The sequence below is a fragment of the Granulicella pectinivorans genome, from assembly GCF_900114625.1.
Taxonomy (GTDB): domain Bacteria; phylum Acidobacteriota; class Terriglobia; order Terriglobales; family Acidobacteriaceae; genus Edaphobacter; species Edaphobacter pectinivorans.
Map to the genome: position 1 here is coordinate 3,422,609 of NZ_FOZL01000001.1, position 16,182 is coordinate 3,438,790.

A 16,182-nucleotide genomic window follows, 5' to 3' on the forward strand; every position below is an offset into this window, starting at 1 on the left:
AGCAGGGAAGGCACCAATGACTCGACACGCCAACGAGAGGACCAGCGTCTCCGCGCTTCTGGGAGCGCGCGTGATTGCGTCTGACGGCTCTGCGTTCGGCGAGATCCGCGAGTTTGCGGTTGTTCCCTCCGAGGACGCCTCCCACGTCTTTGGGTTCGTCCTGCGCGGGGGCACTTCAAAGAAGGAAGCACCTACGCTGGTCCGCATCATGGACCTCGTCAACCAGCAAAAGGGCCTTACCCTCAGGAGCAAAGCCGAGATTCTCGATATGCCCGACGCCGAGGCCTATCTTCTGCTCGAACGCGATCTCCTCGATCAGCAGATCATCGACGTCTACGGTCACAAGGTCGTCCGTGTCAACGACGTGGATCTCATCTGGGAGGCCTGCCTCGACGGCACCGACCGTCTCTCCCTTCGCATTGCGGAGGTCGAGGTCGGACTGCGTGGTGCCGTCCGCCGTCTGCTCAAAGGGCTCCCGCAGGCATCCGTGGAATCGTTGGCTACGCGCCTCCCGCCCAGCGTAATTCCGTGGGACTTCGTCGATCTGATCGAACGCGATCCATCGCGGCGGGTGAAGCTGAAGATCGAGCAGAACCGCCTCGCCAACATGCACCCGTCCGACATCGCCGACATCCTCGAAGAACTCGCCCCGGCGGAACGGCAGGCGCTCTTCACCTCGCTCGACGAAGAGGTTGCCGCTGAGGCGCTTGAAGAGGTTGGGCCGAAGATGCAGCAGGCGCTCATCCAGGATCTCGACTCCGAGGTCGTCGCCGGCATCGTCGAGGAGATGGATCCGGGGGCCGCCGCCGACTTCCTGGCCGAACTCCCCGAAGAGCGCTCCGACGCCATTCTCGAGGAGATGGATCCGGAGGAGCGGCAGGAGGTTGAGGAACTGCTCGAGTTCTCCGGAGACTCCGCCGCGGGCCGCATGACCACCGAGTACATCGCGTTGCCCCCCGAGGCTTCCGTCTCCTTCGCCATTCAGTCGTTGCACGAATTCGAAGGCGATCTCGAAGCCGTCACCGACATCATCCTCATCGACGACGCTGGCGCGATCAAAGGTCTGGTCCCCATCGTCCACCTCGTCCTCGCCAAACCGTCTGCAATTCTCTCCAGCCTGCCTCAGGGACACATCGTCACCTGCCGGCTCGATGCCAGCGGCAAGAAGGTCGCCGAGCTGTTCGACAAATACAATCTCCGCTCGCTCTCGGTGATCGACGACGAACACCACCTTGCCGGCGTAATCCACGCCGAACAGGTCATCGCCAATCTACGCCATAAGCACTGACTCGGACACAAGCACTGATGAAGATCCTTTACTGCGGCAACATCTCGAAGAACGACACCGCTCTCCATCGCCTGTGGGCTCTTGAGCGCCTGGGCCACACGGTCATTCCGCTGAACGCCATCGACTTCCGGCCGTCCAGCGCGTTCCTGTGGAAGGTCACCTACCGTTTTCCGGTTGGTCCCAATGTCACGCGCCTCAACGAGACGATTCTCCGCATCGCACGCGAAGAGAAACCCGCGATCTTCTGGGCCGACAAAGTCGTCTGGCTGCGGCCTTCCACGCTCGCCAAGCTGCGCGCCATGGGGATCGTCACGGTCAGCTACATGATCGACAACGCCTTCGGTCCACGGCAGGATCCCGGTTGGCGTCTCTACATGCAGTGCATCCCGTTCTTCGATCTGCATGTCGTCCAGAGAACAAGTAACATCGCCGATTACAAATCCCACGGCGCCCGCGACGTGATCAAAATCCAGACAGCGTACGAGCCTACGATTCAGTATCCGCCGCCCGCCGGCTGGTCAGACGCCGATCGCGATCGCGGTGTCTCTTTTATCGGAAGCCCATACGACGACCGCGCGCAGTTCCTCACGCGTCTGTGGAAGGAGTTCGGCCTCCCCGTCTCGGTCTCAGGCACGACCCGCTGGAGCGCGGCGCTCGGTCCAGAGGCTGCGGCAGCTATCTATCCCGTCCCCGGGGAACTCTACCAGGACGCGTATCGCGAAGGCGTCTGGCGATCGAAGATCAACCTCAGCTTCATCACGCACTCCAATCTCGACGAGTTCGTCCACAAGAGCTTCGAAATCGCCGGCTGCGGGGGCTTCCTCCTCGCCGAGCGCTCCGAAGGCCACATGCAGCGCTTCGAGGAAGATGTCGAGGCGGTGTTCTTTACCGGCATCGACGAGTGCGTCGCGAAGATCCGCAAGTACCTTCCCGACGAGGAAGCACGTACCCGCATCGCTGCCGCCGGACACGCACGCGGGGTCCGCGATGGCTACTACAACGACCGCCAGGAGGCGCTCATTGTCGAGCGCGCCGAGACCATCCTTCCTCACGTACGCGCAGCGGCAGGATTGGCGGACACACCATGAAGCAGAGCCTCTGGCGCCGCTCCCGCACGAGCATCATGCTGTTCCTCGCCGTTCTCGGTCCGGGCTTCATCACCGCGAACGTGGACAACGACGCCGGTGGCATCCTCACCTACTCGCAAGCCGGCGCTCACTTCGGCTACACGCTGCTGTGGACGATGATCCCCATCACCCTCGCCCTCATCGTCGTGCAGGAGATGTGCGCGCGTATGGGCGTGGTCACGGGCAAAGGCCTCTCCGACCTCATCCGGGAAGAGTTCGGCCTCCGCATGACCTTCATCATGATGATCCTTCTGGTCATCGTGAACTTCGGCAACGTCCTCGCCGAGTTCTCCGGCATCGCCGGTGCCGGACAGCTCTTTCATGTCAGCAAATACATCAGCGTTCCGGTGTGTGCGTTTCTGGTGTGGGCGCTGGTCGTAAAAGGGAACTACAAGTCGGTCGAGAAAGTCTTCCTCGTTGCCAGTGTGTTCTACATCGCCTACATCGTCACCGGTGTGCTTAGCCGTCCAAGCTGGTTCGAGGCCATGCGGCAGACCTTCACCATGCCGCCCCGCAGCGTCTGGTCCGATCACACCTATGTGTACATGACCGTCGCAGTGATCGGCACCACGATCACACCGTGGATGCAGTTCTACTTGCAGTCCTCCATCGTCGATAAGGGTGTTGGCATCCGTCAATATAAAGCCACCCGCCTCGATGTCATCGTAGGATCCATCTTCACGGACATCGTCGCCTGGTTCATCGTCGTGGCCTGCGCGGCCACGCTCTACACGCACGGCATGCGGGACATCGGTGTGCCGTCGGATGCAGCCGATGCGATGCGCCCGCTAGCCGGCAACTATGCCTTCATGCTCTTCGCCTTCGGCCTCTTCAACGCCTCACTCTTCGCCGCGTCCATTCTGCCGCTTTCGACGGCCTACACGGTCTGCGAAGGCCTCGGCTTCGAATCGGGCGTGGACAAGAGCTTCTCCGAAGCGCCCTTCTTCTACTGGTTCTATTCGCTGCTCATCGCGTTCGGCGCGGCGGTCGTGCTCATCCCGAACTTCCCGCTGGTCAAGATCACGATCCTCTCGCAGGTCCTCAACGGCGTCCTGCTTCCTGTCGTCCTGATCTTCATGCTGAAGCTCATCAACAAGCACGATCTCATGGGGCAATACACCAACTCGCGCTGGTTCAATGTCGTCGCCTGGAGCACAAGCATCATCGTCATCGCCCTCACCGCCGTGATGCTCTTCTACACCTTCCATGGCGCACCCATGTAAAGCCTCCGGGCTGTCTCTCCTTACCGGCTGGAAAACACAAACTCGTTGCCATCCGGATCGCGGAACTTCGCGTATGTGCCCCAGGGCTGTTTCGTCGGCTCCTCCGCCAGCGTCACCCCGCGCGCCTTCAGAGCCTCCGCCGTCGCAAAGACATCGTCGCACCAGAACGTCATCGACTGGAACCCACCCACGCGGTCTTCATGGCCCTGCGGAGTAAACAGAGCGAGTCTCGTATCCGCCCCGGGGATGATCAGTTCGATCCATCTCTGCCCGGGCCACATCGGCTGGTCCGTCCCCACCTTGAAGCCCATCTTCTCCGTGTAAAACGCCAGCGCGACATCCTGGTCCGTCACCGGGATACTCACGATCTTCAGCCCACGTATCATCTCCAGAACCCTCCTGCGCAAACCATAGTCCGGCCGCGTCAGGGAAACAATGACCTACTCGATGCTATATTGTTGATCGGTATAGCGATGCCCACCCTCGACCCTTACATCACCGATGTACTGATGCGCGATCTGGTCGGCCACGACCGGCGCCCCGTCGCGTTCCTCGTCTACGTATGGCTTGCCGCCGAGCAGCAGCGGCGCGACGCGCCCATACAGATCAGCTATCAGGAGATGGCCGAGACCATCGGCGTTAGCAAGAGCTCCGCGCAGTCGTCCGTGGCATGGCTCGTCCAGCGCAGGCTGCTTGCCGCCACCAAAGCCACAGTGACGGCGACGCCGGTCTACGATGTCCTTACGCCCTGGAGGCGCAACGGCCGTCAGAAGCCGTAGTTCTTCATCCGCAGCGCGTTCTTATACGCATCCCGGGTCTTCTTCGCGTGGAGCTCCGCATCGTGCAGCTCCAGCCCCGCAGTGTCCCAGAGCTCCATCTCTTTCATCGAGTGATCGTTCGTGGCAAGCGATTCTTCGTGGCGAATCGCATCGACCCAACGGTCGACGGCCTGCCGGTAGTCTTCAAGAAGTTGATCGAAGTCGAGGGTATCCATGGCCCAACGATACGGCCGGTGACCCCCAGCCAAACTCACGTCACACAGCATTTCACGGAAGATTGTTCCGGCCTAGAGAAGACGTCCCTCAGCCAGATCGCGAATCAGCCCAAGGTCCGCCGCCAGAAAATCGTATTGCATCAACTCTCCCAGCGGAGACCACCGCATATCGTTGAAGATCCTGTTCTCGAGCGCGCCGCCGAACTCCTCGACCACGAAGAACTGCAGGTCGATCGCCCCACCGTTGCGATACTTATGCCGCACCCGCGAGACGCGCCGGCCGATCACGGCCTCGATCCCCAGCTCCTCGTTCAGCTCGCGCGCCAGGGCCTCTTCCGCAGTCTCGCCCGGCTCGATCTTGCCGCCGGGAAACTCCCACTTCAGGCTCATCGGCTGATCGGGCTTTCGCTGGCACACCAGCACCTCGGTCCCAGGCTCGCCTGCACGCAGGATCAGTGCAGCCACGACAAGGCGCAGGGGCCTGTTCCCCCCTGTGTCGCTCCGGTTATCGAGCTTGCGGATTGGTTCCTTCACTGTCGTACAGTTTAGACGCGAATCCACCTCGAACGCCGTGGGGCATCTAGCTCGACATTAGAGCGACGGTCGGACCGAGGCTGGGAAGTACACACTCCAGCCCTCCCGCTCGCTTCGTTCCATCAGCGCCGTCGTGGGATTCACCGGAAAAGCACAGCGCGCAATCGCCAGCATCGCGGCATCATGCACCGAGTTGCCGAACACGGCATCCGGAGCCGTAATCCCCATCCGCTTGAGCGAGGCGACCTTGCCCTCATCCGTGGGGACGTCGATGAGCTCGTCTGTCACCAGCCCATCCACGACCTTCACGCGGGCCGCCAGCACCCGCTCCGGAGGAATCCCGAATCGCCGCACACCCTCTTCGATCACCCAGTCGCACGTCGAACTCACGGCCCAGATCTCGACGTCCTTCGCGTGCAGTTCGTCTACCAACTGCTTCATCTCCGGAAAGATATTCCTTTCGATCACCTCGGCGAAGAAGGCCTCCGCCGCCTGCCGCATCGCTCCATCGCGGATGCCGGCGAACACCTGCACCATCTCTCCGCAGATGGCCAGTTCATCGACCGTTCCCGCGTTATACCCGGCGTAACGGCCACGGAGCCATGCCGCGGCTTCGGGCGAGACCAGGCCGGAGTTGACCGTCCAGTGCATGAACGTCGACCCCGCATCGCCCGACCACAGCGTTCCATCGCAATCGAATACAGCCACACGCGGCGCAAGGGCATGGACTGCCGCGTGAAAGTCTTCCGTCTCAAAAACGTGCATGCTGGCAAAGCTCCCGTTAGGCCGTCGCCTGCTGCTCCGGCGGCCTGCGCCACAGGCGAGGGATCGCCGTGGCGAGATAGTGTCCCGTGTGCCAGTTCAGCGGAAGCTCCAGAAGAACATGCAGCAGACCAAGGAAGTTGACGATATAAAACCCGAGGATAAAGCTGTACAGGTAGCACGCCACCGAACCCGCATAGACCGTCAGCACCAGCGCCCACGTCTTGCGCGAGACATGGTGCCAACGCAGCAGCTCCGTCTTCGCGAACCAGTTCAGATAGTGGTACATGTAAATGAAAGCGAGAAAACGCAGAACGCCCGCCGAGGCAGGGTCGGCCAGAATCGATGAGTCCGGATGAAGGTTGCCCCCCAGCAGCCCCGCCAGGTACCCATGCAGCGTCGAGAAACCCTGCTCCGCGGTCACCCAGTACTGGCCAGGCGTCGCATAACTCCAGCTCGTCCGGATAAGAAAGAACGGCGCGGCGACCAGGAGCACGGGATTCACCCACGACAGCACAGGTCGCTCCTTCGAACGAACCAGGCCGCTGATGATGAATAGCACCGTGAATACGTAGACATGGCCGATCGTCGGCAGAATCGCACCGACGAAGATCACCCAGCCATGCACGAAGAACTTCGCAGCATACCCCGCCACAGCAGCCGCCAGAAGCACATAAGGGTTCTTCACCTGCGCGCTCAGCGAAAGAACCAGAATCAGACCCACCGCGTACCCGGTCATCCCGCGATGCACCAGCACATCGACGCTACCCGCCAGGCAAAGCAGGGAAGCGATGATGACATAGAGGCGCGGCGACACGATCCCCTGGCCGAAGTAAAACTCCTTCTTCCGCAACCAGGCAATCTCGGTGAGGTAGTGGAATGGGCCCACGAAGGCGTACACGAAGATGAAAGTTTGCAGAGGAGCCAGCGTGGCTGCAATCACGCTCAGCACAAGCGCAAGGAAGTTGCCGACATGTTGGTCCCGCAGCCTCATCGTCGCTCCTGTGAACATCATCATTCTAATCGACCCACCCGGATGCCGTGATGGGCATCTTACATGCCGTGGAGGAAGTAACGATGAGTGACACAAAACACCTGACCGGGCGCGAAGGTCTCGCGAAGATCGGCGACCTGATCAAGGATATCCGTATGTGCATGATGACGACCGCAGCGCCCGACGGCAGCTTCGACGCCCGCCCCATGGCCACGCAGGTCCCGGACGACTTCGACGGCACCCTCTGGTTCCTCACCTCGAACGCCAGCGGTAAGGTAGCGGAGATTCGGCAGTATGAGCACGTCTCGCTCCTGTATGCCGACAAGGGCGACTCGAAGTACCTCACTGTGAAGGGTCTCGCCAGCGTTTCGCAGGACAAGGCTAGGATCCACGAGCTTTGGAATCCGATCTACAAGGCATGGTTTCCCAATGGCGAAGGTGATCCCAACATCGCCGTCCTGGCCGTCCGGATCACGGAAGCCGAGTACTGGGAAGCCTCGTCGAGCCGTTTGGTGCGTGGCATCAAGTATCTGGCCGCAGCCGCCACGGGAGGAAAGGTGGATGTTGGCGAAACAGGCAAAGTCACCGTATAGGCAGGCCCGTGATCACTGGATAAGTGGTACGAGCGGATAAGCAGTCTTCATCCGCTCGTGCCACGGTTGTCCTCATGCGTTGCTAAACCGGCGGCAAACCATCCACCACTCCAACCCCGGCCGGCGGAACAAACACAAACTCCTTCGACCCCAGCGGCACATTCTCCTTCATCTCCGTGAACGAAAACTCCGTGACCGCCCCGTCGATTTCTTCAAGCCGCATTGTCTGGATCTCTCCACCGGCATCCACGCCCAGGGTCAGCATCTTCACCCGCTGGGACAGTCCTTTGGGAACACCGGAGATCCTGTACCCACTGCCATCTTGGGCCACGGTCAACCCATCCAGTTCCTTCCGCAACTCCGTATGACCAAGCAGAAAACGCAGCGGCGACCGCAGGTCATCGAGACGCTTCGCAGGAATTCGCTCCACCTGCGGGTCACCCGGCGTATACGACCACCCGTACTTCCCATCCAGGAGAAACAGCTTGCCCGCCGGAACGTCGTAAGCCCACCGCATCCTGCCCGGCTTGGCCAGTTCCAGCGTTCCCCGCTCCGTGCGATCCATGCCCATGCCGGCATAGTGCTCCACATAGCGTGTGCGCAGCGTCTTCAGATGGTTATAGTGATCGTCGACCTTCCGAACGATCGCGGCACTCTGGGGCGAGAGATCCTGGGCGCTGGCAACGCATGTCGCCAGCGCGAGAACTACTGTGCCTGCACGCAATTCGTGCCACCCGCCGGATCGACCTTGATGATGTTGTTCTCATCGAGGCAGAAGCCCTTGTCGCCGCTGCGGCCAATCGAGTTCGGCACCGCCGTGACCTCGAACGAGTTGTACATATCCTGGTTGTTCACCGTGACCTTGGATCCGCAGGTGATCGCAAAGGTATAGCCCGCCTTCTGGCCCGCCGCTAGGTCGGCCGGCAGAATCTGCGCCGACTGCGGCGTCGGAGCGCCCGATCCCTGCACACCTCCCAGGGCCGCCAGCGTGCACGCGAAGCCGTTCGCCGGATACGCCGAACTGTACGTCAGCTCCGCCGCGCCGATCGCCTTCACCGAAGCCACCGCTGAGGTCTCGTTCGCCGTCTTCCTCAGCTTCAGGAGCTGCGGAATGCCCAGCGTCATCAGGATCAGCATCACCGACATCACGATCAGCAGTTCGATCAGGGTAAAGCCGTCGTCGTTGCGGTCCTGCCTGCGTGCCACTTCAAAGGTCTTCATGGTCGTCATCATGTCTCGTATCCTGCTCCGTAAAAAACTTTACCAGTAGACGTCCCAGTGAGCTAGGCCGCCGCTTGCAAGAAGATCAGCACGTCAGATCGCTTCGCTGGATCTTCAACCCGCCCAGGTTGCCGAGCATCGCCAGCGCCATCTTATCCGCATCGAACAGCTCCCGCGCAATCGCCTGCATCTGTTCCGGGGTCACCGCCTCAATCTCGTTCGTGATCTCATCCACCCCAAAGAACCGTCCGTAGTACATCTGCTGCCGCGCTAGATTCGACATGCGGCTTGAACTGCTCTCCAGACCCAGAACGATATTGCTCTTCATCTGGTCTTTGGCTCGTTTCAGCTCGGCGGGTGTAACCGCCTCATCCTTCAGACGCCGCAACTCCTTCATCGTAAGCCGCAGCAGCTTTTCCACCTTGTCCGCCGACGTGCCCGCATAGACGCTCAGGCTACCCACATCGCGGAACGGGCTCATCTCCGAGTAGATCGAGTAGGCCATCCCCTCGTCCTCGCGGATCGTCTGGAACAGCCGCGAGCTCATGCCGCCGCCCAGAATCGAGTTCAGCAGATAGATCGCGTACCGCCGCTCGTCCGTCACGCACGGCGCAGGCACCCCGAGGCAGACCTGAACCTGCTCCAGCGACTTCTTGTGCTTCAAGGCAATGTGCGGGTTCGCCACCGGAGCCGTAACCTGCTTCACATTCTCGCCACCCGGCTTGAGCGACGCGAACTGCTGTTCGACGCTCGCGACAAAGGCATCGTGCTCGATATTTCCGGCAGCCGAAAACACCATGTTCCGCGGCGTAAACCGCCGGGCGTACTCCGCCCGAACCACCGCCTGGTCGAAGCTCGAAACCGTCTTGACCGTTCCCAGAATGGGACGCCCCAGCGCATCGCCCTTCCAGAAATTCTGTGTATAGATCTCGTGAACCAGATAGTCGGGGTTATCCTCGTCCATCTTGATCTCTTCGAGAATTACGCCCTGCTCCCGCGCAATATCGTCAGGCGTAAACGTAGGATGCAGCACCAGGTCGCTCAGCAGGTCGAGTGCCGGGGTGAGATTGTCGTCCAAACACTTGATATTGAAGCAGATCTGTTCCTTGCCCGTGAACGCGTCGAGGTTGCCGCCGATCTGGTCGACCTCCATGGCGAGCTGCTGGGCAGACCGTGAAGTCGTCCCTTTGAAGACCATGTGTTCGACAAAATGCGAGATGCCGTTGACCTCGGGAGCCTCATCCCGCGATCCCGAGTCGATCCACACCCCCATCGAAACGCTCCGCATATGTTCCATCCGCTCAGTCAACACGAGAAGGCCATTGGGAAGAACGGTACGGCGAAGATTGCGAACAGGACTCGAAACGGGCAAAAGCGGTTCAACCAGGGTTGCGGACATGCGTCTCCTTGACTCTCCATTGTTTCACAGAGTGGGCTTCTGCCAGAATGCCCGCAGGTGCACAAAATCGCTGACATATTACGATTGCGCCCCACCCCGTTCCGTGATTTCATACATCCATTGCAGACAATCTGAACAAGCGGTTCTCCCGCTGTGCCCGAAGCCGCAAGGTTCCGCCAAACCAACGTGTACCGGTTCCTGGCCGTCCTCCGTCCGGAATCCGTGCCCTTGAAGCTGGAGTAGACCCGGTTGCAGAACCCTATCCTCACCCTCGCCCTCTCGCTTGCGCTCTCCCTCGCCGCCCAACAGGCAGGCCCGCCGATTACGCAACCCGGTGCGCCCGGCCATCCCTCGAAGACCCTCACCCCCGCCGCAGCCGCCGTGCCTGATCGTCCCCCGTCCGATGCCGACGTCAGATTCATGCAGGGCATGATCATGCATCACGGACAAGCCGTCGAGATGACCCACCTCCTCGTCACGCGTTCCCGAGACCCCGAGGTCCAGGCTCTCGGTCAGCGCATCACCATCTCCCAGACCGACGAGATGGCCTTCATGAAACGCTGGCTCACCGACCGCGGCAAGCCCCTCGAACTCCCCATGGATATGGATATGGACCCGAACATGGATATGTCCGCCATGATGCCCGGCATGCTCACCCGCCCGCAGATGGAGGCTCTCCGCAAGGCCTCCGGGCCCGCGTTCGACCACCTCTTTCTTACCGGCATGATCCAGCACCACACCGGAGCCCTCAGCATGGTGCAGGACCTCTTCGCCACGCCCGCAGCCGCCCAGGATCCCGTCCTGTTCGACTTCGCCACCGACGTCGACAACACCCAACTCGCCGAGATCGACTTCATGAAACAGATGCTTGCCCACGAGAATTCCAAGGAGAAGAAATGACCCGGAAACTAGCCTTCACCCTCGGCCTCGCCCTGTCGGCTTCGTTCTGCGCCGCCCAGGTAGCCCCCACGGTCTACGTCAACCCGCGCGCCGACAACGACGATCCCCGCGTTGGCCTCAAAGCCGGTCTTTACGACGCCGGCGAAGCCGCGATGGGCGTTCAGAAGATCACCTCTCTCCCCAAGCCCAACGGCTTCGCGCCCGATCTCGCCCTCATCGCCGCCATGGACGCCGCGCCTCCGCCCGACCCCAACGCCCCGCGTCCCCGCCCGAACCCGAATGCCAGAAGTCCCTACGGCACCACCAACTCCGATCTCGCCTTCGTCGGCCACCACATCATCGTGGGCAACTACTACGGCGTCAACTTCTACGACGCCTCCGACCCCCTCAAGGTCAGGCTTGAGTCGTCGCTCATCTGCCCTGGCGGACAGGGTGACGTCACCGTCTACGGCCATCTCCTCTTCATGTCCGTCGAAGCCGCCAATGGCCGTCAGGATTGCGGCACACAGGGCATCCCTCTGCCCGAGGGATACGTCGCTCCCACGCCTCCTCCTCCGCCGCCTGGAGCCCCGGTCGGCATGCGCCGCCCACCTGAGCCGCCGCCCAGCCCTGATCGCATCAAGGGAATCCGTATCTTCGACATCACCGATGTGACGAAGCCCCAGCAGGTCGCGCTCGTTCAGACCTGCCGCGGCTCCCACACCAACACCCTGGTCACCGACCCCAACGACAAAGAGAACGTCTACATCTACATCTCCGGCTCCGCGGGCGTTCGTCCCACCGCCGAACTCGCCGGCTGCTCCGGCAAGGAAGACGATCCGGACACTGCCCTCTACACCATCGTCATCATCAAGGTGCCGCTCGCCCATCCGGAACTCGCCAAGGTCGTAGCCAGCCCGCACATCTTCGCCGATCCCGCAACCGGAACGCTCAACGCCCTCTGGAAGGGAGGTGACCACGGTGCAGGGACGCAGACCACCTCCAGCACGCGCGGCTGCCACGACATCACCATCTTCGCCTCCATGGGACTCGCCGCCGGCGCCTGCTCCGGCAACGGCATCCTGCTCGATATCCACGACCCCGTCCACCCCGTCCGTCTCGACGCCGTCTCCGATCCCAACTACGCCTTTTGGCACTCCGCAAACTTCGCCAACGACGGCTCCAAGGTTCTCTTCACCGACGAGTGGGGCGGCGGTGGCCAGCCGCGCTGCCGCGCCAGCGATCCCATGAACTGGGGTGCCGACGCCATCTTCAAGCTCACCGCCGACAAGAAGCTTGTCCTGCAGTCCTACTACAAGATGCCCGCGCCCCAAACCGAGAATGAGAACTGCGTCGCCCACAACGGCTCGCTCATCCCCATCCCAGGTCGCGACATCCTCGTGCAGAGCTGGTATCAGGGAGGCGTCTCCATCGTCGACTTCACCGACGCCACTCACCCCATGGAGATCGGCTACTTCGACCGCGGTCCTGTCAACGGCAAGGCCCACGCCATGGGCGGACAGTGGTCCACCTACTGGTACAACGGCTACATCTACGGCTCGGAGATCGCGCGCGGTCTCGACGTTCTCAAGCTCGTTCCATCGAAGTTCGTCACGCAGAACGAGATTGACGCCGCCAACCTCGTCCACTACGGTGAGCTCAACGTCCAGAACCAGCCAAAGATCACCTGGCCCGCGAACTACATCGTCGCCAAGGCCTATCTCGACCAGCTCGCTCGCGGAACCTCGCTGCCTGCGAACAAGATTGCCGCCATCGACGCGGCCATCGACAAGAGGTCGAAGAAGGACATGTCGAAGCTCGCCGCGGAACTGGACAAGACCGCACCCGCATCCCCCGCCGACGCAAATCGCCTGAAGGCTGTCTCCGCCATCCTCAAGGGTGGAGGGGCAACCGGCATGGGCGCCGAATAGATCTCTCGCTGCCGACGCGTGGTCCGGACAACCACCCGGTACACGCGTCGGTCGCTTACTTGCGAGCCATCTCCACCGGCATCGGCTCTCCCACGCGGTCCACGTACCCGCAATCCGACATCAGCATGTAGTTGTGCCCCAGAATCAGCAGGGGTTCTTGCGCCTCGCAGCTCCGGCCATCCACCGTGTGGCAGAAGTAGAGACTGTTCTCCGCGTCCGGTCCCACCTTGGAGGCGAAGGTCGCCGGCCCAAAGCGCGGCGCGTTGGCCTGAAACCAGCCCTGCGCCTCCATCCTGGTGGCGAACTTCGGATGCAGGCTCATCCCCACCACGGACGCGCTGACCTTGCCCTTCTTGCGGTGCTGCAGCAGGTCTGCGATCAGCGTAAACCGGTCCGTCTCCCACACCACACTGCGGGTATAGTGCTTCTTCGGAACGAAGACGGACGCCTGTTCGTCGGTATAGATTCTCCCGCCCATACTCTGTTTCATCTGTTCCATGTGGTACAGCACCTCATCGGCCTTCATGTAAAGACGAATCGAGTAGAAGTCGAAGCGGCTGGGGTCGGACGACTGCTGGGCCTGGGCCGCTGCGGAAACAAGAAGCAGCACGCAGGCCGTCACACGTCGCACCCAGGAAAGGGAAGTGGTTGTGCATCGAGCGTCCCGGGTCTCCGCGCGGACGCAGGAAGAAGAAACATTGGAAGTAAACAAGACGGGATCCTTGATTGAGATGCGCCAGACAAGAGAGAGAGGGCATGAATGCCCCAAACGTGAAACAAGAGAGCCCGGGTTCTTGCATCTTGGAGATCGATTTATAGCTGTTCTGGAGACATAACTCCGCCCATCCGCAGAGGACGTCGTTCGACGCGCAATTGCAGTTTTCCCCTGCTCAGGACGAGGGAGTGACACAGCACGCCCCATCCAGCGGCGTACGGAGTGTTCGAGTGACAGGTCGCGATCGATATGGTTCTGCGGGGACTAGCCCACCGCCCGCAAAACCATAGGTTGCACTTGGTGCTCAGACGAAAGAAACGAGTGGCCCACCTTCGACAAACCCCAGGATTGGCGCATGTTATGCGGCACCCATTGCGTATTCCTGGCGAGCTGAAGTAACTCGATCATGCCATAGATTTGATCCCACTCAAAGATATTTTGCGTCCTGTCGAAGACCTAAATAGTCACTGGTTACCTGCACGCGATATCGACCCCATCCAGACGACCGGATTGCTCGGAAACAAGGCTGCTAGCATCGAAGCATGGACCCCAAATCCCAAACTCCACGCTGGCAGATTCTGCTTGCCTTTGGCATCATCTACTTCGTCTGGGGCTCGACCTTCCTCGCTATCCGCGTCGGCGTCCACGAGGTCCCACCCTTCCTCTTCGCCGCCCTCCGCTTCCTCGCGGCCGGAGCCGTCCTCTTCGGCTGGATGCGCGCCCGAGGCGAAGCCATTCCCACGCCGCGTCAGTGGGCCTCCGTCTGCCTTATGGCGATCCTCATCTTCGTCTGCGACTACGGCTTCCTCTTCTGGGCCGAACGACGCATCCCCTCAGGCATCGCCGCCGTCATGATGGCCACCATCCCCGCCTTCATGTCGCTCTCCGAGATCGCGATCCTTCGCACCCAGCGCCTCACCGCCCGCCTTATCGTCGCGCTCGTCATCGGCCTCGCCGGCGTGGCCGTCCTCATGCTGCCCTCGCTCCACCTCGGCGATGCCCCCATCGATCGCCCGGGAGCCCTCGCCTGCCTCTTCGGAGCCGTCTGCTGGTCCGTTGCCTCGGCGCTCTCGCGTAAGCTCCCCCTGCCGCCCTCCAAGCCCATGAACTCCGGAGCCCAGATGCTCGTCGGCGGCATCTTCCTCACCATCACCGCGGCCCTCCTCGGCGAACTCCGCGGCTTCCACCCCACAGCCGTCTCCACCCACGCCTGGCTCGCCCTGCTTTACCTCATCGTCCCCGGCTCCATCATCGGATTCACGGCATACGTGTGGCTCCTGCATCACTTCTCCCCCACGAAGGTAGGCACCTACGCCTACGTCAATCCGGTCGTCGCGGTGATTCTCGGCTATTTCGCTGGAGGCGAAGCCCTCGGCCCTCGCACCATCCTCGGGACCATCTGTGTTTTGGCCAGCGTGCTGGTCATCACCACCGCGCCCGCGCCCCGTTCCGGTCGAGAGAGGAGGACTAAACCCGCCTTATCATGAAGATGTGTGATATTTCTCCTGCAAATTTTTCGGGAAAGTTACTTTAGTTCGTATATAGTCACATTCATTCTTCATTAAAGTTCCCCCCTAAAGGTGAGCCCGGCATGCTGGCGTCTCCCGTACAAAACATCGCGGATACAGGCATTGAAGTCATCGACCTCCGCGAGAACCTCGAATTCGCGTCCCGCAGTCTTCACGTCCGGAATGCCGCGACGCAGTTGGAGGGAATCCGCCGTCTCTCGCAGGCCTTCATCGGAGACCCCTTCAACGTACTCCAGGTTCTTGTGGACGCCGCCGTCGATCTCTGCGGCGCCGACTCCGCAGGCATCACCATCGAGCGCGATGAGCGGGACCGCACGGAAGCAAACTTCTATCAGTGGGTCGTAACCGCCGGTCAATATAGCCATTTCGCCAGTGCCACGCTCCCCCACGACCCCAATCCATGTCGCATTTGCCTGGAGCGCCAGGGACCTCAGTTCTTTCGCGTCACGCCCCGCTACTTCGAGATCATGGGCATCGTGGCTGAATCTGTCACGGATGGACTTCTCCTGCCCTGGGAGGTGGATGAAACCCGGGGCACCGTCTGGATCGTCGCCCATGGGCGACAAGAGGCCTTCGACTCCCAGGACGTCGGCATGATGCAACTCCTGTCCGACTTCGCCGCCATGGCGATCCGCCAGCAGCGCCAGCAACTGCGTCTGATGCAGCACGCCGGCGCTGCTGCCGCCGCGGATATGGCCAACAGCCTCGCCCATCAGATCAACAATCCACTCCAGTCCATCACCAACCTCGTCTACATGGCCTCCGAGGGCAGCTCCACCGCCAACGCCAGGTCCCTCGCCGAGTCTCTCTCCCCGCATATCGAACTCCTCACCAATCTCGTCACCCTCATCCTGAGCCTGCCACCCACCGAGCACCTCCACTGAAGAGCGAGTTGACACCCCTGATAGAATCGAGACAGCGAAAAGGGAAGGGCCCGGCCACGCGCCGGGCCCTTCGCATGTGAACTCTCGAAATCTCGAAGTCCACGGCTAA

Annotated in this window: 18 protein-coding genes; 9 read left to right on the forward strand and 9 right to left on the reverse strand. The window is 61.3% G+C overall.

Translation table 11 applies throughout. The features are described 5' to 3' along the window. Nucleotides 1–16: 16 nt before the first annotated feature. The 3 genes from BM400_RS13575 to BM400_RS13585 are packed head-to-tail and all read left to right on the forward strand — an operon-like array spanning nucleotide 17 to nucleotide 3,638. The gene (locus BM400_RS13575; protein ID WP_089839663.1) at nucleotides 17–1,288 is read left to right on the forward strand and encodes a magnesium transporter MgtE N-terminal domain-containing protein; all 1,272 of its coding nucleotides are present in this window, start codon (nucleotides 17–19) and stop codon (nucleotides 1,286–1,288) included. Between the two features lie 17 nt (nucleotides 1,289–1,305). Beyond that, nucleotides 1,306–2,376 (forward strand): CgeB family protein, encoded by a 1,071-nt coding sequence (locus BM400_RS13580; protein WP_089839664.1) that lies wholly within the window; start codon nucleotides 1,306–1,308, stop codon nucleotides 2,374–2,376. Then, nucleotides 2,373–3,638, forward strand: a complete 1,266-nt coding sequence (locus tag BM400_RS13585; protein WP_089839665.1) for an Nramp family divalent metal transporter — start codon at nucleotides 2,373–2,375, stop codon at nucleotides 3,636–3,638. The genes BM400_RS13580 and BM400_RS13585 overlap by 4 nt, the downstream gene beginning before the upstream one ends. Nucleotides 3,639–3,658: 20 nt before the next feature. Here the strand turns inward: BM400_RS13585 and BM400_RS13590 are convergent, their stop codons facing one another. Continuing rightward, nucleotides 3,659–4,024 (reverse strand): VOC family protein, encoded by a 366-nt coding sequence (locus BM400_RS13590; RefSeq protein WP_089839666.1) that lies wholly within the window; start codon nucleotides 4,022–4,024, stop codon nucleotides 3,659–3,661. A gap of 87 nt (nucleotides 4,025–4,111) precedes the next feature. On the opposite strand from BM400_RS13590, the gene BM400_RS13595 reads away from it, so the two are divergent. Next, the gene (locus BM400_RS13595) at nucleotides 4,112–4,417 is read left to right on the forward strand and encodes a helix-turn-helix domain-containing protein (RefSeq protein ID WP_089839667.1); all 306 of its coding nucleotides are present in this window, start codon (nucleotides 4,112–4,114) and stop codon (nucleotides 4,415–4,417) included. On the opposite strand, the gene BM400_RS13600 is transcribed toward BM400_RS13595, so the two are convergent. The 4 genes from BM400_RS13600 to BM400_RS13615 form a co-directional block, all read right to left on the reverse strand. Then, nucleotides 4,405–4,632 carry a hypothetical protein gene (locus tag BM400_RS13600; RefSeq protein ID WP_089839668.1) on the reverse strand — a complete coding sequence of 76 codons (228 nt, stop codon included), beginning with the start codon at nucleotides 4,630–4,632 and terminating at the stop codon, nucleotides 4,405–4,407. The two genes, BM400_RS13595 and BM400_RS13600, sit on opposite strands and share 13 nt — an antisense overlap. 72 nt (nucleotides 4,633–4,704) lie before the next feature. Beyond that, the gene (locus BM400_RS13605) at nucleotides 4,705–5,166 is read right to left on the reverse strand and encodes a (deoxy)nucleoside triphosphate pyrophosphohydrolase (protein ID WP_089839669.1); all 462 of its coding nucleotides are present in this window, start codon (nucleotides 5,164–5,166) and stop codon (nucleotides 4,705–4,707) included. Nucleotides 5,167–5,223: 57 nt separating this feature from the next. Further along, nucleotides 5,224–5,931 carry an HAD family hydrolase gene (locus BM400_RS13610; protein ID WP_089839670.1) on the reverse strand — a complete coding sequence of 236 codons (708 nt, stop codon included), beginning with the start codon at nucleotides 5,929–5,931 and terminating at the stop codon, nucleotides 5,224–5,226. Between the two features lie 16 nt (nucleotides 5,932–5,947). Then, complete coding sequence (locus tag BM400_RS13615; protein ID WP_089839671.1) at nucleotides 5,948–6,946, reverse strand: hypothetical protein; 999 nt, start codon at nucleotides 6,944–6,946, stop codon at nucleotides 5,948–5,950. Nucleotides 6,947–7,005: 59 nt separating this feature from the next. On the opposite strand from BM400_RS13615, the gene BM400_RS13620 reads away from it, so the two are divergent. Next, on the forward strand, nucleotides 7,006–7,515 hold the full coding sequence (locus BM400_RS13620) for a pyridoxamine 5'-phosphate oxidase family protein (protein WP_089841912.1): 510 nt from the start codon (nucleotides 7,006–7,008) through the stop codon (nucleotides 7,513–7,515). An 82-nt stretch (nucleotides 7,516–7,597) separates the two neighbouring features. On the opposite strand, the gene BM400_RS13625 is transcribed toward BM400_RS13620, so the two are convergent. The 3 genes from BM400_RS13625 to BM400_RS13635 all read right to left on the reverse strand — a co-directional run bounded on the left by BM400_RS13625 (nucleotide 7,598) and on the right by BM400_RS13635 (nucleotide 10,135). Continuing rightward, complete coding sequence (locus BM400_RS13625) at nucleotides 7,598–8,239, reverse strand: LolA family protein (RefSeq protein ID WP_089839672.1); 642 nt, start codon at nucleotides 8,237–8,239, stop codon at nucleotides 7,598–7,600. Then, nucleotides 8,221–8,748, reverse strand: a complete 528-nt coding sequence (locus tag BM400_RS13630; RefSeq protein ID WP_245781867.1) for a type IV pilin protein — start codon at nucleotides 8,746–8,748, stop codon at nucleotides 8,221–8,223. Before BM400_RS13630 ends, BM400_RS13625 begins: the two co-directional genes overlap by 19 nt. A 73-nt stretch (nucleotides 8,749–8,821) precedes the next feature. Next, on the reverse strand, nucleotides 8,822–10,135 hold the full coding sequence (locus tag BM400_RS13635; RefSeq protein ID WP_089839673.1) for a M16 family metallopeptidase: 1,314 nt from the start codon (nucleotides 10,133–10,135) through the stop codon (nucleotides 8,822–8,824). A 249-nt stretch (nucleotides 10,136–10,384) separates the two neighbouring features. Here BM400_RS13635 and BM400_RS13640 point away from each other — a divergent pair, with 249 nt between their 5' ends. Beyond that, nucleotides 10,385–11,035 (forward strand): DUF305 domain-containing protein, encoded by a 651-nt coding sequence (locus BM400_RS13640; RefSeq protein WP_089839674.1) that lies wholly within the window; start codon nucleotides 10,385–10,387, stop codon nucleotides 11,033–11,035. Beyond that, a complete protein-coding gene (locus tag BM400_RS13645) occupies nucleotides 11,032–12,945 on the forward strand; it encodes an LVIVD repeat-containing protein (protein ID WP_089839675.1) in 1,914 nt (637 codons plus the stop codon). Before BM400_RS13640 ends, BM400_RS13645 begins: the two co-directional genes overlap by 4 nt. Before the next feature lie 55 nt (nucleotides 12,946–13,000). Here BM400_RS13645 and BM400_RS13650 read toward each other — a convergent pair whose 3' ends face one another. Beyond that, a complete protein-coding gene (locus BM400_RS13650) occupies nucleotides 13,001–13,576 on the reverse strand; it encodes a hypothetical protein (protein WP_175529028.1) in 576 nt (191 codons plus the stop codon). A gap of 626 nt (nucleotides 13,577–14,202) precedes the next feature. Between BM400_RS13650 and BM400_RS13655 the strand changes: the two genes are divergently transcribed. Next, nucleotides 14,203–15,147, forward strand: a complete 945-nt coding sequence (locus BM400_RS13655; protein WP_089839677.1) for an EamA family transporter — start codon at nucleotides 14,203–14,205, stop codon at nucleotides 15,145–15,147. A 104-nt stretch (nucleotides 15,148–15,251) separates the two neighbouring features. Further along, complete coding sequence (locus BM400_RS13660; protein WP_089839678.1) at nucleotides 15,252–16,073, forward strand: GAF domain-containing protein; 822 nt, start codon at nucleotides 15,252–15,254, stop codon at nucleotides 16,071–16,073. Nucleotides 16,074–16,182 lie beyond the last annotated feature (109 nt).

Coding starts and splice junctions, on each gene's coding strand:
- BM400_RS13575 (WP_089839663.1), top strand. CDS start 17: ATGACTCGACACGCCAACGAGAGGACCAGCGTCTCCGCGCTTCTGGGA.
- BM400_RS13580 (WP_089839664.1), top strand. CDS start 1,306: ATGAAGATCCTTTACTGCGGCAACATCTCGAAGAACGACACCGCTCTC.
- BM400_RS13585 (WP_089839665.1), top strand. CDS start 2,373: ATGAAGCAGAGCCTCTGGCGCCGCTCCCGCACGAGCATCATGCTGTTC.
- BM400_RS13590 (WP_089839666.1), bottom strand. CDS start 4,024: ATGATACGTGGGCTGAAGATCGTGAGTATCCCGGTGACGGACCAGGAT.
- BM400_RS13595 (WP_089839667.1), top strand. CDS start 4,112: ATGCCCACCCTCGACCCTTACATCACCGATGTACTGATGCGCGATCTG.
- BM400_RS13600 (WP_089839668.1), bottom strand. CDS start 4,632: ATGGATACCCTCGACTTCGATCAACTTCTTGAAGACTACCGGCAGGCC.
- BM400_RS13610 (WP_089839670.1), bottom strand. CDS start 5,931: ATGCACGTTTTTGAGACGGAAGACTTTCACGCGGCAGTCCATGCCCTT.
- BM400_RS13615 (WP_089839671.1), bottom strand. CDS start 6,946: ATGATGATGTTCACAGGAGCGACGATGAGGCTGCGGGACCAACATGTC.
- BM400_RS13620 (WP_089841912.1), top strand. CDS start 7,006: ATGAGTGACACAAAACACCTGACCGGGCGCGAAGGTCTCGCGAAGATC.
- BM400_RS13630 (WP_245781867.1), bottom strand. CDS start 8,748: ATGATGACGACCATGAAGACCTTTGAAGTGGCACGCAGGCAGGACCGC.
- BM400_RS13635 (WP_089839673.1), bottom strand. CDS start 10,135: ATGTCCGCAACCCTGGTTGAACCGCTTTTGCCCGTTTCGAGTCCTGTT.
- BM400_RS13645 (WP_089839675.1), top strand. CDS start 11,032: ATGACCCGGAAACTAGCCTTCACCCTCGGCCTCGCCCTGTCGGCTTCG.
- BM400_RS13655 (WP_089839677.1), top strand. CDS start 14,203: ATGGACCCCAAATCCCAAACTCCACGCTGGCAGATTCTGCTTGCCTTT.
- BM400_RS13660 (WP_089839678.1), top strand. CDS start 15,252: ATGCTGGCGTCTCCCGTACAAAACATCGCGGATACAGGCATTGAAGTC.